Source organism: Erythrobacter sp. MTPC3, from assembly GCF_042854385.1.
GTDB lineage: Bacteria > Pseudomonadota > Alphaproteobacteria > Sphingomonadales > Sphingomonadaceae > Erythrobacter.
Genome location: NZ_BTGP01000005.1, coordinates 244848 through 258458 on the forward strand (window position 1 = coordinate 244848; position 13611 = coordinate 258458).

Annotated in this window: 14 protein-coding genes; 6 read left to right on the top strand and 8 right to left on the bottom strand. The window is 59.0% G+C overall.

Annotated elements, in window-relative coordinates; translation table 11 throughout:
• Genes hisF through hisB form a run of 5 tightly spaced genes read right to left on the bottom strand, consistent with a single transcriptional unit; the run spans position 1 to position 3038 of the window.
• Complete coding sequence (hisF, locus tag ACGHU1_RS09170) at positions 1–783, bottom strand: imidazole glycerol phosphate synthase subunit HisF (protein WP_390586035.1); 783 nt, start codon at positions 781–783, stop codon at positions 1–3.
• On the bottom strand, positions 780–1076 hold the full coding sequence (locus ACGHU1_RS09175; protein WP_390586037.1) for a hypothetical protein: 297 nt from the start codon (positions 1074–1076) through the stop codon (positions 780–782). Before ACGHU1_RS09175 ends, hisF begins: the two co-directional genes overlap by 4 nt.
• Positions 1077–1805, bottom strand: coding sequence for a 1-(5-phosphoribosyl)-5-[(5-phosphoribosylamino)methylideneamino]imidazole-4-carboxamide isomerase (gene hisA, locus ACGHU1_RS09180; protein ID WP_390586039.1), 729 nt, complete (start codon positions 1803–1805; stop codon positions 1077–1079).
• The gene (gene hisH / locus ACGHU1_RS09185) at positions 1802–2428 is read right to left on the bottom strand and encodes an imidazole glycerol phosphate synthase subunit HisH (RefSeq protein WP_390586042.1); all 627 of its coding nucleotides are present in this window, start codon (positions 2426–2428) and stop codon (positions 1802–1804) included. Before hisH ends, hisA begins: the two co-directional genes overlap by 4 nt.
• Entirely contained in the window at positions 2421–3038 is a 618-nt protein-coding gene (hisB, locus tag ACGHU1_RS09190) for an imidazoleglycerol-phosphate dehydratase HisB (RefSeq protein ID WP_390586045.1), read from the bottom strand. Before hisB ends, hisH begins: the two co-directional genes overlap by 8 nt.
• 146 nt (positions 3039–3184) lie before the next feature.
• On the opposite strand from hisB, the gene ACGHU1_RS09195 reads away from it, so the two are divergent.
• The 4 genes from ACGHU1_RS09195 (at position 3185) to ACGHU1_RS09210 (ending at position 6936) form a co-directional block, all read left to right on the top strand.
• Positions 3185–3688 (top strand): SspB family protein, encoded by a 504-nt coding sequence (locus tag ACGHU1_RS09195; protein WP_390586048.1) that lies wholly within the window; start codon positions 3185–3187, stop codon positions 3686–3688.
• Between the two features lie 75 nt (positions 3689–3763).
• Positions 3764–4153: a hypothetical protein gene (locus ACGHU1_RS09200; RefSeq protein WP_390586051.1), complete on the top strand. Its 390-nt coding sequence runs from the start codon at positions 3764–3766 to the stop codon at positions 4151–4153.
• A gap of 59 nt (positions 4154–4212) precedes the next feature.
• Complete coding sequence (gene gmk, locus ACGHU1_RS09205; RefSeq protein WP_390586054.1) at positions 4213–4857, top strand: guanylate kinase; 645 nt, start codon at positions 4213–4215, stop codon at positions 4855–4857.
• Positions 4858–5874: 1017 nt separating this feature from the next.
• Positions 5875–6936 (top strand): BLUF domain-containing protein, encoded by a 1062-nt coding sequence (locus ACGHU1_RS09210; RefSeq protein ID WP_390586057.1) that lies wholly within the window; start codon positions 5875–5877, stop codon positions 6934–6936.
• 296 nt (positions 6937–7232) lie between these two features.
• On the opposite strand, the gene ACGHU1_RS09215 is transcribed toward ACGHU1_RS09210, so the two are convergent.
• The 3 genes from ACGHU1_RS09215 to ACGHU1_RS09225 form a co-directional block, all read right to left on the bottom strand.
• Complete coding sequence (locus ACGHU1_RS09215) at positions 7233–8036, bottom strand: SDR family oxidoreductase (RefSeq protein ID WP_390586059.1); 804 nt, start codon at positions 8034–8036, stop codon at positions 7233–7235.
• A 3-nt stretch (positions 8037–8039) separates the two neighbouring features.
• The gene (locus ACGHU1_RS09220) at positions 8040–9179 is read right to left on the bottom strand and encodes an acyl-CoA dehydrogenase family protein (RefSeq protein ID WP_390586062.1); all 1140 of its coding nucleotides are present in this window, start codon (positions 9177–9179) and stop codon (positions 8040–8042) included.
• 86 nt (positions 9180–9265) lie between these two features.
• A complete protein-coding gene (locus ACGHU1_RS09225) occupies positions 9266–10459 on the bottom strand; it encodes an acyl-CoA dehydrogenase family protein (RefSeq protein ID WP_390586065.1) in 1194 nt (397 codons plus the stop codon).
• Positions 10460–10683: 224 nt separating this feature from the next.
• On the opposite strand from ACGHU1_RS09225, the gene ACGHU1_RS09230 reads away from it, so the two are divergent.
• On the top strand, positions 10684–12135 hold the full coding sequence (locus ACGHU1_RS09230; RefSeq protein ID WP_390586067.1) for an MFS transporter: 1452 nt from the start codon (positions 10684–10686) through the stop codon (positions 12133–12135).
• 106 nt (positions 12136–12241) lie between these two features.
• Positions 12242–13591 carry an acyl-CoA dehydrogenase family protein gene (locus tag ACGHU1_RS09235; RefSeq protein ID WP_390586069.1) on the top strand — a complete coding sequence of 450 codons (1350 nt, stop codon included), beginning with the start codon at positions 12242–12244 and terminating at the stop codon, positions 13589–13591.
• The last annotated feature ends 20 nt before the right edge of the window (positions 13592–13611 follow it).

The following is a 13611-nucleotide window of genomic DNA, read 5'->3' on the forward strand; positions in this document are numbered from 1 at the left end:
TCAAAGACCCCGCGCAGGCAAGCCTGCATTGCGCAGCGCCGTGTGCGCCTCTGTTATGGAGTGCTGCCCGAAATGGAAGATCGAGGCGGCGAGCACCGCGCTCGCATGGCCTTCCTTCACGCCGTCAACCAGGTGATCGAGCGTGCCGACCCCGCCGCTGGCGATCACGGGGATATTCACCGCATCGGCAATGGTGCGCGTCAGTTCAAGGTCGTATCCCGCTTTCGTCCCGTCGCCGTCCATGCTGGTGACGAGCAGTTCGCCTGCGCCCAGTTCCGCCATCTTCACCGCATGTTCGACCGCGTCGATGCCGGTTGGTTTGCGCCCGCCATGCGTGAAGATTTCCCATTTCGGCCCCGGCTCGCCCGTGGTCGGTACGACGCGCCGTGCATCGACGCTGGCGACAATGCACTGGCTGCCGAACCGCTCGGCAATCTCGCGCACGACTTCGGGCCGTTTTACCGCCGCGCTGTTGACCGCAACCTTGTCTGCGCCCGCGAGCAGCAGCGCGCGCGCATCATCGACCGAGGCAACGCCGCCGCCAACCGTGACCGGCATGAAGCACACCTCTGCGGTGCGTTTCACGATATCGAGCAACGTTCCGCGCCCCTCATGCGTGGCGGATATATCGAGAAAGCACAGCTCATCCGCGCCCGCCGCTTCATAGGCACGCGCCTGTTCGACCGGATCGCCCGCGTCTTTCAAATCGACGAAATTCACGCCTTTAACAACGCGCCCATCGGCAACGTCGAGGCAGGGGATGACCCGGATACGAACGGTCATTGTTGCGGCGCCGATGCTGTCACAGAGTTAACTCCACCTTCAAGACACTCATCCCCTTCGCAGCCATCGCTGAAGCCGATCAGGACATAGGGCCACAAAAAGCTCGCGAAAAACGCGCCTGCCATACCGTAGACGAGGCCTTCCTGACCAAAGCGCGGCTCCAGAAATTTGGCGACGCCCAGCGCAAGGACCAGGAACACCACCATATTTATGAGCGCAATCTCAAGCGTGGCGACGGTCACACCCGCAAGGAATGTGAGGCCGAGAAACAGAGAGCCGATCAGGCGGATCATTTACGCCCGCGCTCCCATCGCAATCGCTGCCGCCAAATCCAGCCGCCCTTCATACAGCGCACGTCCTGTAATGACGCCTTCGATGCCTTCATGCGCGTTCAGTGAGAGCACATGAATATCGTCAATACCCTTCACTCCGCCGCTGGCGATGACGGGGATATCGACCTGCCGGGCAAGCTCAACCGTCGCGTCGATATTCACGCCTTTGAGCAGGCCGTCGCGGCCAATATCGGTGAACAGCAGCGCGGCAACGCCCGCATCCTCGAACCGGCGGGCGAGATCAACCACGGGCACGTTGGAAACTTCCGCCCAGCCCTCGGTCGCGACCATGCCGTCTTTCGCATCCACCGCGACGACGATGCCGCCGTCCCATTCCTTTGCCATGTCTTTTACAAATTCGGGGTTCTTGAGCGCCGCAGACCCCATGACCACGCGCGCCACGCCAAGGTTGAACCACCCCTCCACCGCCTGCGCGTCGCGAATCCCGCCGCCCAGTTGCACATGGCCGGGAAACGCCTCGACAATCGCCTCGACCGCGGCGCGGTTTTCGGTCCGCCCGGCAAAGCTGCCGTCCAGATCGACGACATGCAAATGCTCTGCGCCCGCCTCGGCGAACAGCATAGCCTGCGCTGCGGGATTGTCCCCGTAAACGGTGGCGCGGTCCATATCGCCCTCGGCAAGGCGGACGACTTCGCCGCCTTTCAGGTCGATTGCAGGAAATACGATCACGGCTTCCACTCCAGAAAACGGGTCAGGGTCGCAAGGCCATAGGCCTGGCTTTTTTCGGGGTGGAATTGCACCCCCATAATGTTGGCGCGCGCGACCGCTGCAACCAGGCCTTCGCCGTGATCGGTCATCGCGGCAATGTGGTACGGGTCGCTGACGGCAAAGTGATAGGAATGGAGGAAATACGCCTCCCCCTGCTCGATCACCGCGCTGCCGCGTGCATGGGGCATCAAGGCCACATCGTTCCAGCCCATATGCGGGATCTTGATCGCGGGATCGCTCGGCTCAATCAGGCGCACTTCGCCCGGTATCCAGCCAAGGCCGGGTGTCTCGCCATGTTCCAGCCCGCGGTCGCCGAGCAATTGCATACCGACGCAGATGCCCAAAAACGGCGCGCCGCCCTGCTCCACCCGCTCTGTCAGCGCCTCGGTCATGCCATCGACCGCGCGCAGGCCGTTGGCACATGCCTTGAACGAACCCACGCCCGGCAGCACGATCCGGTCAGACGTGCGCACCGCATCGGGATCGGCGGTGACGGTAACATCCGCCCCGACCGCTTTCAGTGCATTGTGAACCGAATGAAGGTTGCCCGCGCCGTAATCGATCAGAGCAACGCTCTCACCCACCAAGCTGCCCCTTGGTGCTGGGGATTGCGCCACCTTTACGCGGGTCACGTTCAACCGCGATCCGCATGGCGCGGGCGAAGCCTTTATACAGGCTTTCGCAGATATGGTGGTTGTTGCTGCCGTAGAGCAATTCCATGTGCAGCGTGATGCCGGCAGTCTGCGCGACCGAATGGAACCAGTGCTCGATCAGTTCGGTGTCCCATTCGCCCAGTTTTTCCTGCGTGAAACCGGCTTTCCAGACCACGAAAGGCCGGCCGGATATGTCCAGCGCCACGCGCGACAATGTTTCGTCCATCGGGGAATAGGCCGCGCCGTACCGCCCGATCCCCGCCTTGTCGCCCAGCGCCTCTGCAATGGCCTGACCCAGCGCAATCGCGCTGTCTTCTGTCGTGTGGTGCTGATCAACGTGCAGGTCGCCCGACACGTTCATTGTAACGTCTATCAGCGAATGCTTCGAAAACTGCTCGACCATATGATCGAGAAAGCCGATGCCCGTTGACACGTCATATGTGCCGGTGCCGTCCAGATTAACCGCGATGTTGATCTCGGTTTCGGCGGTTTTACGCTCTATCTTGCCCGTGCGCGGGGCGGTTTGCGATGGTTCAGACATGGCGCGGGATATAGGCGGGTCAGCGCCGAGCGCAAGCCGCTGAAACCGCGCGCGGCAGGGCGCAGTTTCGCAACAGGGCAGCCAAAACGTCTCGGCCGGGCCGGAAATACTTGACCAGCGCCGCGCGTCTCGCCACGACTCTGGGCATGAATGACCAAACGCCTGACAGTCTGATCCCCTATGACGAGATCGTGCAGGAAGCATTGCGCGCCGTCGTTGGCCGCGTGCTGGGCGAGATTGAGCAGGGCGGCAGCGAACTGCCCGGCAACCATCACTTTTACATCACATTCAAAACCGGCGCGCCCGGCGTGTCGATCCCGCCGCACCTGCGCGAGCGTTTCCCCGATGAAATGACCATCGTGCTGCAGAACAAGTTCTGGGAGCTTGAAGTGCGCGAGGATGATTTTTCGGTCGGATTGTCGTTCAACCAGGTCCCGGCGAAATTGCAGGTGCCCTATGCCGCGATCACCGCCTTTGTTGATCCGGCGGTAGATTTCGGCCTCCAGTTTCAGGCGACGGCGGGCGATATGGCCCCCGAAATGCACGAAGATGCGGAGAATGACGGGTCTGAAAGCACCGCCGCGCCCGATGGCGACGGCGATGATGATGGTTCCAACGTTGTCACGGTCGATTTCGGCAAGAAAAAGTAACCTCGCCGCGCCGAAATGGCCTGAAATTTCAGGCGGTCAGGATCGCCCCTGCGTTCCGTGCGTTGTAGGTGTGTTATGAAAAAGCCCAAACCCGATCACTTCACCAAAACCTTGGCCAAGGCCGAGGTGGAGGAAGAAACCCGCACGTCATTTTTCACGCCCAGCCCCAACCCGGCGACCAACCTGCTGATCACCGATATCGTGGTGCGCGGGGCATCCTCGCTGTTCCGGCAGCGGATCGAGAAAACCGTCGCAAAGGCGAGTTACAAGGATGAGGCCGCTGCGCAATCGCTGGTCGACGGGCGCACGCTCATCACCACTCTGGGCCTTTACGGCGCGAGCAAACTGGCGACCCGGTCACCCGCAGGCCTTGGCATAGTGGCGGGCGGTCTGGTGCTGAAGACGCTGTATGATCGCGGCAAATCACGCCAGCGCAAACGCCGCCGTAATACAGATCCCGAATAAACGGCAAACCCTGCCGTCTGCCCCTTGATTTAACGCCTCGCTTTGCGCCATCGGGGCGCATGGGCGATTACAAAACCATCGACAAGCTGGCCCGACGCGGGCTTTTGTTCATCCTGTCCTCGCCTTCGGGCGCAGGCAAGACCTCATTGTCACGCAAGCTGCTTGCGGCAGACGAGCACATCAAATTGTCCGTTTCCGTCACCACGCGCCCACCCCGCCCCGGCGAACAGGACGGAGTGCATTATCATTTCGTATCCGATGCGATGTTTGACCGGATGGTGGAGGAAGACGACTTCTACGAATGGGCCGAGGTTTTCGGCCACCGTTACGGCACGCCGAAAGGCGCCATCCGAGAGGCGCTGAAAGACGGGCAGGATTTCCTGTTTGATATCGACTGGCAGGGCACGCAGCAGCTCTATCAGAAAGACCAGCAGGACGTTGTCAGCGTCTTTATCCTGCCGCCCAGCCTTGCCGAATTGCGCCGCCGGCTGGAAAGCCGCGCGCAGGACAGCAGCGACGTGATCGACGCCCGCATGGAACGCGCCCGCGCAGAAATCAGCCACTGGGCCGAATACGATTACGTCGTCATCAATGACAATATCGATGAATGTTTCGACCGCGTGCGCGAAGTGCTGGACGCAGAACGCATGCGCCGCACGCGCCAGACGGGGCTGATCCCGTTTGTGCGCGAATTGATGGGGTAGCTGTCAGGCATTTCCAGGTGCCTGTTTACGACCCCATAACAGCCACACCCTAATCTCTTCTTTGAAGCGGGCGCAGGGTGTGGGTTGAAAAGGCCGGTGACTAGGCCAAGCCAAGCCAAGCTAAGCAGATCATAGCCGGTCCGATGGTCGGCGTATTTGTTCTGAAAGTCGTTTTCCGCCCGGCTATAATCGCGAGTGCACAGGCAAACGCTCTTTATGATTTTTGAGATGTTTTTCTTGGAGGCCTCTTTCCAGAAACGAGACGGTATAGATGGAAGCCGAGTAGTGGAAGAATCGCAATTGTTATAAACGGTCTCATAATTTCTTTCTGTGGCTCGTATAGTGCTTCGAGAGTCATACCGAACACCATAGACCCAGCCAGAATAGATACTGGCAGAAGCATTCCCTCCCAAAAGACGACCTTAATGATCTTCTCGTGAGAGAAAAATGCCAAAAGCAGCGCGAATGCGCATCCGTGACTAATATAGCTCTGAAATTTGAGTGCGATAAATATTTAGGCAACACCGACGAATAAGCCTAATAAGATGCTGCTCTTTACGAATCGAATCAGAATCAAAGTTACACTCCACCGAATTGGGCTTATCATCAATGGTAGAACCTTTTTATGTTGGCGCACTGCTTTTCGAACTATGGTTACGACAGCGGCGCTACAGCGTTCTTGTCCGCTTCCCATCCCAATTACAGCAATTCTCCTACACCGAACCAAAATGCCCGTGGACACGCCGAGCATGCTTGGCAGCGCCATCAGCGGTCACGACACCTCCGATCTCGCTTGACAAGATTGCGGGTGCGATGCAGCTTCGACTTGGGATAGAATCAGGCTACACCGACGACGTCAGAGCGCGGAAAGACGCTTGCATAAAGCTCACGAAAACGTGAGGAAAATCACAGAAAATCTGCATCAATTCGTGCCGGTTTCTGGCGTCAGGTAATCAAATGTAGTGCAGTGCTTTGGGCACTTGTTGATACTTCCCGCGTGTTTACGGGGAGCATAGCGTGTCAATTGGGCTTGAAAATTCTGTTGCAAATCCAGTCAACTGGACCAGCAGCATCAGCTATCAGAGCAAGGCAACGGCCCGGCCCACGGCGGCCGATCTGCGCGAGCTGACGTGGAAAGCGAAAACGCGCAACCAGACGCTCGGCGTGACCGGTATGCTGCTGTATGACAATGGGCGCTTTTTCCAGACACTCGAAGGGCCGCCCGCCAGCCTCCAGACATTATGGTCGTCGATCAGCGACGACAGGCGCCATAGCGATATTGAAATCCTTAGCGAGCATATCATCCCGACCCGCCTGTTCGGGGAGTGGGATATGCTAAGCTATCACGGCGATGAACAACCCTACACCGCCATGCTCGCCGCAAAGGCAAGGCACGAACTGACCGCCCAAGTGCCGGATCTCATCGATCTGGTCCTCAACGGCGATGATCTGGGCATCAACAAACGGATCGCCGCGCTGGCCGAAGATGGCTGGGACGGAAATGACGTTATCAAACATCTGATTGAACCCACGGCGCGCGCATTGGGCGATGCGTGGTTATCGGATGACTGCACCGAACTTGACCTGACTATCGGGCTTAGCATGCTGCAACTGGCCGGCCATGCCGTGCGCCATACGCCGACCCCGGCGGCGCTGCGGAACAACCGTTACAGCATCCTGCTCGCTTCCGCGCCGGGAGAGGCGCACACGCTGGGCATATCACTGATGGCTGATCTGTTCACCGATGCAGGCTGGCATGTCGACATGGCATTTCCCGATAGCAATCAGGCGCTGTCCAACCAGCTGGCCTCGCAGAAACCCGATGCGCTGGATATCGGGCTGTCAGATGCTCTACCGCGCCAGCACAGTCTGGCCAATTTGCGTGAGACGATTGAGCGTAGCCGGTTCGCCGCGCCCGATCAATTGACGGTGGTGTCTGTCGGGGGCCGTTTGTTCGCCGATGCTGCCGCCACTGCAGACAATGTTGGCGCGGATCACGCGCGCAAGACAGTGACGGGAACGACCATCGAAATCGCGGAGCTGATCCGGCAGAAACGTCAGGAACCGCGCAGCAGATAAGCCTGTCCGGTTTCCTACAAAGCGCCGCGGCGCTATTCCCGGGGCCGTTCTTTCTTATCGTCCGTGCCCCTTATCCTGCGCGCCATAATATGGCCGTTGGCGCTGCTATGTTGGACAATTGTCATCCGTGTCCTACATGGCGTTTCTCCAATATTTTCAGATGATTGAGCCATTTTAGCGCGGGTGACACTTTTCCAACATGTCACCCGGTGCCTATATTTTCTGACCGCAACGAAAAAGGCCGCCGGATCGCCCCGACGGCCTTTTTGAAGTTAGCAATTTGCGCCGCGTGTGCGTCAGCCAGCCGGATCGTTGAACATGTTCGGCAGCGCCGCATTCACTACGCCGCCATCGACGGTCACGGTGTCGCCGACCACGTAATCGCCCGCGCGGCTGCACAGGTAGATCGCGGCGGCGGCCATGTCCTCTTTCGTCCCGATCCGTTTCGCCGGGATCATTGACGCGCTGGCATCCGGCGCGTTTTTGGCCGCCTTGTTCATCTCGCTGGCAAACGCGCCCGGTGCGATGGATGTAACCACTATGTTATCCTGAATCAGACGCGCGGCCATCCTGCGGGTCAGCTGGATCACCGCCGCTTTGGAAGCCTGATAGGCGTAGGTTTCCCACGGATTGATCCGCTGACCATCGATGGAAGAGACGTGGATCACCTTTGCCAGATGGTCGCCTGCCCCGCCCGCAACCAGTAGGTCATGCAGTTTCTGCGTCAGGAAGAACGGAGTTTTCACGTTCAGGTCCATCGTCCGGTGCCAGCCAGCCTCATTGAATTCGAGATAGGGCTGGCCCCATGCAGCGCCGGCATTATTAATCAGAATGTCGAGCTTGTCCTCGCGCTTCGCCATTTCGTCGGCAAGATGCTGGATACCGTCCATCTGGCTAAGGTCGGCGGGGATGCCGATGACCTTGTCCTCGCCAAATTCGTCAATGGTTTCCTGCATCTGCTCAACCTTGCGGGCGGAGATGTAAACCCGCGCGCAGCCTGCTGCGAGCAGACCTTCGACGAACATCTTGCCGATGCCGCGGCTGCCGCCAGTGACAAGTGCGATGCGGCCATCGAGGCCGAAAAGTGATTGAATATCCATGGATCAGTACCCGCTAAGTTGTGCGACGCGATTGGCGTGGAAATACGCATCGCCAAGAAATTCCTGCAAGGCGCGGTCGCGCTTCATATACAGGCCGATATCGTATTCATCGGTCATCCCGATCCCGCCGTGCATCTGCACGCCTTCTTTCACGGAAAGCCCGGCAGCCTTCGCCACTTTCGCCTTGGCAACAGAGCTCATCAGCTCTGCACTTTCAGCACCGGCATCCAGCAATTTCTGCGCCTTGATCACCGATGCACGGGCGATTTCGACTTCGGAATAAAGGTGCGATGCGCGGTGCTGCAGCGCCTGGAATTCGCCGATGACACGGCCAAACTGTTTGCGCTGCTTCAGGTAATCGATGGTCATATCCATCGCGCCGCTGGCAACGCCGACACCCTCGGCAGCCGCGCCAACACGGCCTGCGGTCAGCACTGCGTTCAGCACCTCGCGCCCGCCATCGACCTCACCGATGACCGCGTCGCCGTCCAGCTCGACCCCGTCGAAGGTGATATGGCTGGCGACCGAGCTGTCGACGAGCCGGACCGGGTCCTGCGTCATATTGGCCGCGTCTTTCGGAACCGCAAACAGGGTGATGCCGTCCTCATCCTCGTCCGATCCGCTGGTGCGTGCGGCGACGACGATCATGTCCGCGCTCGCGCCTTGGATTACGAAGCTTTTTGAGCCGGACAGTTTGAAGCCATTGCCCGATTTTTCAGCGCGCGTCGCGATGCGGCTGGGCCGGTGCTTGGCTGTTTCATCGATGGCGACAGCAAATACGTGTTCGCCGTCGATCAGTCCGGGCAGATATCGGCCTTTCAGGTCGTTTGATCCGTGTTTAAGAGCGGTCGCGGCCAGCACCGAAGAGGTGAGGAACGGTGACGGCGTCAGGTTGCGGCCGATCTCTTCGAGCACGATGCCCGCTTCGACGTGGCCCATGCCAAGTCCGCCATCATCCTCTTCCACCAGCATTCCGGTAAAGCCCATTTCGGCCATCTGTTTCCACAGGCCGTGGCCAAAGCCATCGGGACAATCGCGGTCTCGCCAGTGGCGCAATTGTTTCTGGATGTTGCCTTCTTCGGCCATGAAGCCTCTGGCGCTGTCGGCCAGCATGGCCTGATCTTCGTCGTGGTAAAGGGGCATGGTGCGCCTCGGTCCTTTGATGAAAAATGGTGTTTGCGGGCCGCTGGCTCATTAGCCCTGCGGCCCGCCGATTGCAGGTGCCCGGGTCAGGCGCCGGGCAGCTCGAGGATCCGTTTCGAGATCACGTTCAGCATAACCTCCGAAGTGCCGCCCTCAATGGAGTTCGCCTTGGTGCGCAGCCAGCCGCGCGATGGCTTTCCGCCGCCGGTTTCTTCGCTTTCCCATTCGAGGCTGCGCGAACCGCCCGCCGACATCATCAGCTCATGACGACGCTTGTTCAGCTCGGTTCCGGCGTATTTCATCATGTTCGGTTGAGCCGGGTGAGCCTTGCCAGCTTTCGCCTCATCGAGGAATTTCTCGCCCATCGCAGTGTAGGCCAGCGCATCGACATCGAACATGGCAAGCTCAGAACGCAACACCGGATCGATCTCATCGCCGGTTTTGGCCGCATGGCGTTTCATCGCCGCGCCGATGGCTGCCGTGCGTTCACCGCCGCCCGCGCCAGAAATCATCTCGCGCTCGTGGCCGAGCAGATATTTCGCCACATCCCAGCCGCGATTGACCTCTCCGACATAGGCCGGAATGTCTTCGCCATAGCTTTTCGGCACTTTCACATCGTCGAAGAATGTTTCGCAGAACGGTGAGTTGCCGCTGATAAGTTTGATCGGCTTGGTCGAGCATCCCTCGCTCGCCATGTCGAACAACATGAAGGTGATGCCTTTATATTTGTCCTCTTTATCCGTGCGGACGAGGCAGAAAATCCAGTCGGCTTCGTCGGCATAAGAGGTCCAGACCTTCTGGCCGTTAACGACCCAATGGTCGCCCTTGTCTTCGCCAAAGGTTTGCATCGAAACAAGGTCGGAGCCGCTGCCCGGTTCCGAATAGCCCTGGCACCAGCGGATTTCGCCATTCGCGATTTCATTGAGGAAACGCTGTTTCTGGCCCTCTGTACCGAACTTGAGCAAGGCCGGGCCAAGCATCCATATGCCAAAACTGGAAAGCGGTGGACGCGCGTTGATCCGGCTCATTTCCTGACGCAGGATCTTCGCTTCCGGAGCGGACAGCCCCGCGCCGCCATATTCCTTGGGCCATGACGGAACGGTATACCCCTTGTCCCGGCAAACCTCGAACCACGCTTTTTGCGCGTCATTCTTGAAAACGGCTTTGCGACCGCCCCAATAAATATCGTCGTCATCGCGCACGGGCTGACGCATTTCTGGCGGGCAGTTTGCCTCAAGCCACGCACGGATTTCCTGACGGAAGCTTTCCAGATCGGACATTGCCGACTCTCCTCTCAAATCGCTCTTGCTTGACGCTTACGTTATGGGAATTGGTGGGTTGCAAGCAAGGACCGATTTGCCGGCCTGCAAGGGTAGCCGCGATGCCGTAGCGTCAGGCGGTTTCCGTTGACGGATGCGGCGATGCGCCTAGGCTTGGCAGCAATGTTTGGGAGAGCATTTTTGAAAAGATTCGCCGCCACGCACCGCCCGAAAGACTGCGCCTGATGGGTCTGGTCAAAGGTAAGCTTCCGATGCGGCTAAAGCTGATCCACGGTTTCGGGGCAGTAGCATTTGGCGTGAAGGATGGCGGATTCCTGTTTTTCCTGCTGTTCTATTACAGTCAGGTGCTGGGCATGGATGCGGGGCTGGTCGGCCTGATATTGCTGGCAGCGCTGGTTATTGACGCGTTTGTCGATCCTGTGATCGGCTATCTTTCCGACCGGACTTACACACGCTGGGGCAGGCGGCTGCCGTGGCTCTATCTTGCGCCGGTTCCGCTTGCGTTTGCGTGGATCATGCTGTGGTCGCCGCCCGGCGGTGAGGCGCCCAGCGTGCTGGGCCTGCTGGGCATTATGGTCGCGGTGAGGCTGCTGCTTTCGGCGTGCGAGGTCCCCTCCACCAGCCTCGTCCCGGAACTGACATCGGATTATCACGAACGCACCACGCTGTTCCGCTATCGATACCTGTCGGGCTGGATGGGCGGCATTCTGATGATGGTGCTGGCCTACACGGTATTTATGCCGGGCGAGGACGGGCTGCTGCGGCAAGAGGGCTATCCCGCTTACGGCATGTTCGGTGCCGCATTGATGGTGATCGCCGTGCTGGGATCGGCGATTGGCCAACATGCGATTGTCGCACGGCTTCCCGAAACAAAGCCTGCGCCGTTCAACCTCAAAGATGCGTTTGCCGAAATATTCGAGGCATTCAGCGAGAAAGCATTCCTGATCTTCGCCGCTGGCGGGCTGGCAGCATATATCAGTCAGGGAATGACGTTCTCAATCTCGAACTATCTTAACATTTTCGTCTGGCAGCTGGACCGGGTTTCATTCGATTGGGCTCCGGCATGGCTTAACGGACTTACCGCCTATCCGTTCGTGCTGGGTATATCCGTTATCGGGATGTTCCTGATCGTGGGGCCGATGCACCGGCACCTTGGCAAACCGAAAAGCGCAGCGATCAGCGCGGTTTTGGCGCTGGTCATCGGACTGGCCCCATACCTTCTGTTTCTGGCGGGATACTGGCCGGCAATCGGTACGCTATCGTCGACCGCGCTCTATTTCGCCTTCATCATCTTTGCCAACATGTTCGGCGTGGTCATCATGATCTCTGCCTCATCCATGATTGCAGAGATCGTCGAGGCGTTTGAGGACCGCACCGGACGCCGCGCGGAAGGCAGCTTTTATTCCGGCAACTGGCTGGTCCAGAAATGCGCAACTGGATTTGGCGCGGCGCTGACAGGTCAGATCATCGCGATCTCTCAATTGGAAGGGGATGCCAACCCGGAAACCGTGCCGATGGAGGTTCTTTCGACCATGATCCTGACCTTCAGCGGCGCAAGCATCGTACTCGCGTTAATTGCGGCATTCTGGCTTGGCCGGTTTCCGATCAGCCGCGAACAGCACGAGGCGCGCATCGCCGCTCGCGAAGCGGGTGCGGTTGGCGAAGCGAGCGCATAAAACGCAGGATAACCGCACAAATGAGAGCTTGGCGCGGCCTATCGGCTCTGCCACGGTCACGTCCAACAGATTCGATTGCAATTAAAGACTAGAGAGGAAGCCCCCCATGGATTTTCAACCGACCGAACGGCAGGTTTACTGGCGCGACCGGGTGCGCGATTTTATCGAAACGCATGTCCGCCCGAACATGGACACCTACAAAGCGCAAGATGCCGAAGGTGACCGGTGGAAGGTAATCCAGATCATCGAAGACAAGAAGAAACTGGCGAAAGAAGCCGGTATCTGGAACCTGTTCATGCCGCCGCGCAATGAAGGCCACCATCATGTCGAGGAAGAATTCGAGTTTGAAGGCCCGGGACTCACCAACCTCGAATACGCGCTGTGCGCCGAAGAAATGGGCCGCATCGGCTGGGCATCGGAAGTGTTCAACTGTTCCGCGCCAGACACCGGTAACATGGAAGTGTTCCACCGCTACGGCACGCTTGAGCAAAAGGAACATTGGCTCCGCCCGATCATGAACGGCGAGATTCGCTCTGCCTTCCTGATGACGGAGCCGAACACAGCATCTTCCGATGCGACAAACATCGAAACCCGCATTGAACGTGATGGCGACGAATACGTAATCAATGGCCGCAAGTGGTGGTCTTCGGGTCTGGGCGATCCGCGCTGCAAGGTCTCCATCGTAATGGGTAAGACCGATCCTACTGCGGGCCGCCATGCGCAGCAGAGCATGTTGCTGATGCCCAACGACGCACCGGGCGTGAATATCATCCGCCACCTTCCCGTCTTCGGATATGACGATGCGCCGCACGGCCACATGGAAGTGGAAATGAAGGACGTCCGCGTCCCTGCCACCAACATGCTGCTGGGTGAAGGCCGCGGTTTCGAGATCGCTCAGGGGCGCCTAGGCCCGGGCCGCATTCACCACTGCATGCGCACCATCGGCGTCGCCGAAGAGGCGCTGGCAAAAATGTGCAAGCGGCTTCAGGAACGTGAAGCGTTTGGTAAGCCGATCTATAAGCATTCCGTCTGGGAAGAACGCGTTGCGCGCGCCCGTATCGATATCGACATGACCCGTCTGCTCTGCCTGAAAGCGGCAGACATGATGGACAAGGTCGGCAACAAATCTGCCAAGCAGGAAATCGCGATGATCAAGGTTCAGGCGCCAAATATGGCCCTGAAAATCATCGACGATGCGATTCAGGCCCATGGCGGCGGCGGCGTGTCGAACGATTACGGTCTCGCCAATGCTTACGCCCACCAGCGCACCCTGCGTCTGGCGGATGGCCCCGATGAAGTCCACGCCCGCTCCATCGCGCGCATGGAGTTTGGCAAACATGTTCCCGAAGCTGGCCCAACCGCCAATGCACTTCGCGGGGACAGCGGCCGTGCAGCCAATGACCGCGGCGTGGATGCGAGCAAGTTCAGTTCGGGCGATATGGGCGCGACGCGCTAAACTGCGCGCCTTTAGGAAGA

Coding starts and splice junctions, on each gene's coding strand:
- hisF (WP_390586035.1), bottom strand. CDS start 783: ATGACCGTTCGTATCCGGGTCATCCCCTGCCTCGACGTTGCCGATGGG.
- ACGHU1_RS09175 (WP_390586037.1), bottom strand. CDS start 1,076: ATGATCCGCCTGATCGGCTCTCTGTTTCTCGGCCTCACATTCCTTGCG.
- hisB (WP_390586045.1), bottom strand. CDS start 3,038: ATGTCTGAACCATCGCAAACCGCCCCGCGCACGGGCAAGATAGAGCGT.
- ACGHU1_RS09195 (WP_390586048.1), top strand. CDS start 3,185: ATGAATGACCAAACGCCTGACAGTCTGATCCCCTATGACGAGATCGTG.
- ACGHU1_RS09200 (WP_390586051.1), top strand. CDS start 3,764: ATGAAAAAGCCCAAACCCGATCACTTCACCAAAACCTTGGCCAAGGCC.
- gmk (WP_390586054.1), top strand. CDS start 4,213: ATGGGCGATTACAAAACCATCGACAAGCTGGCCCGACGCGGGCTTTTG.
- ACGHU1_RS09215 (WP_390586059.1), bottom strand. CDS start 8,036: ATGGATATTCAATCACTTTTCGGCCTCGATGGCCGCATCGCACTTGTC.
- ACGHU1_RS09220 (WP_390586062.1), bottom strand. CDS start 9,179: ATGCCCCTTTACCACGACGAAGATCAGGCCATGCTGGCCGACAGCGCC.
- ACGHU1_RS09225 (WP_390586065.1), bottom strand. CDS start 10,459: ATGTCCGATCTGGAAAGCTTCCGTCAGGAAATCCGTGCGTGGCTTGAG.
- ACGHU1_RS09230 (WP_390586067.1), top strand. CDS start 10,684: ATGGGTCTGGTCAAAGGTAAGCTTCCGATGCGGCTAAAGCTGATCCAC.
- ACGHU1_RS09235 (WP_390586069.1), top strand. CDS start 12,242: ATGGATTTTCAACCGACCGAACGGCAGGTTTACTGGCGCGACCGGGTG.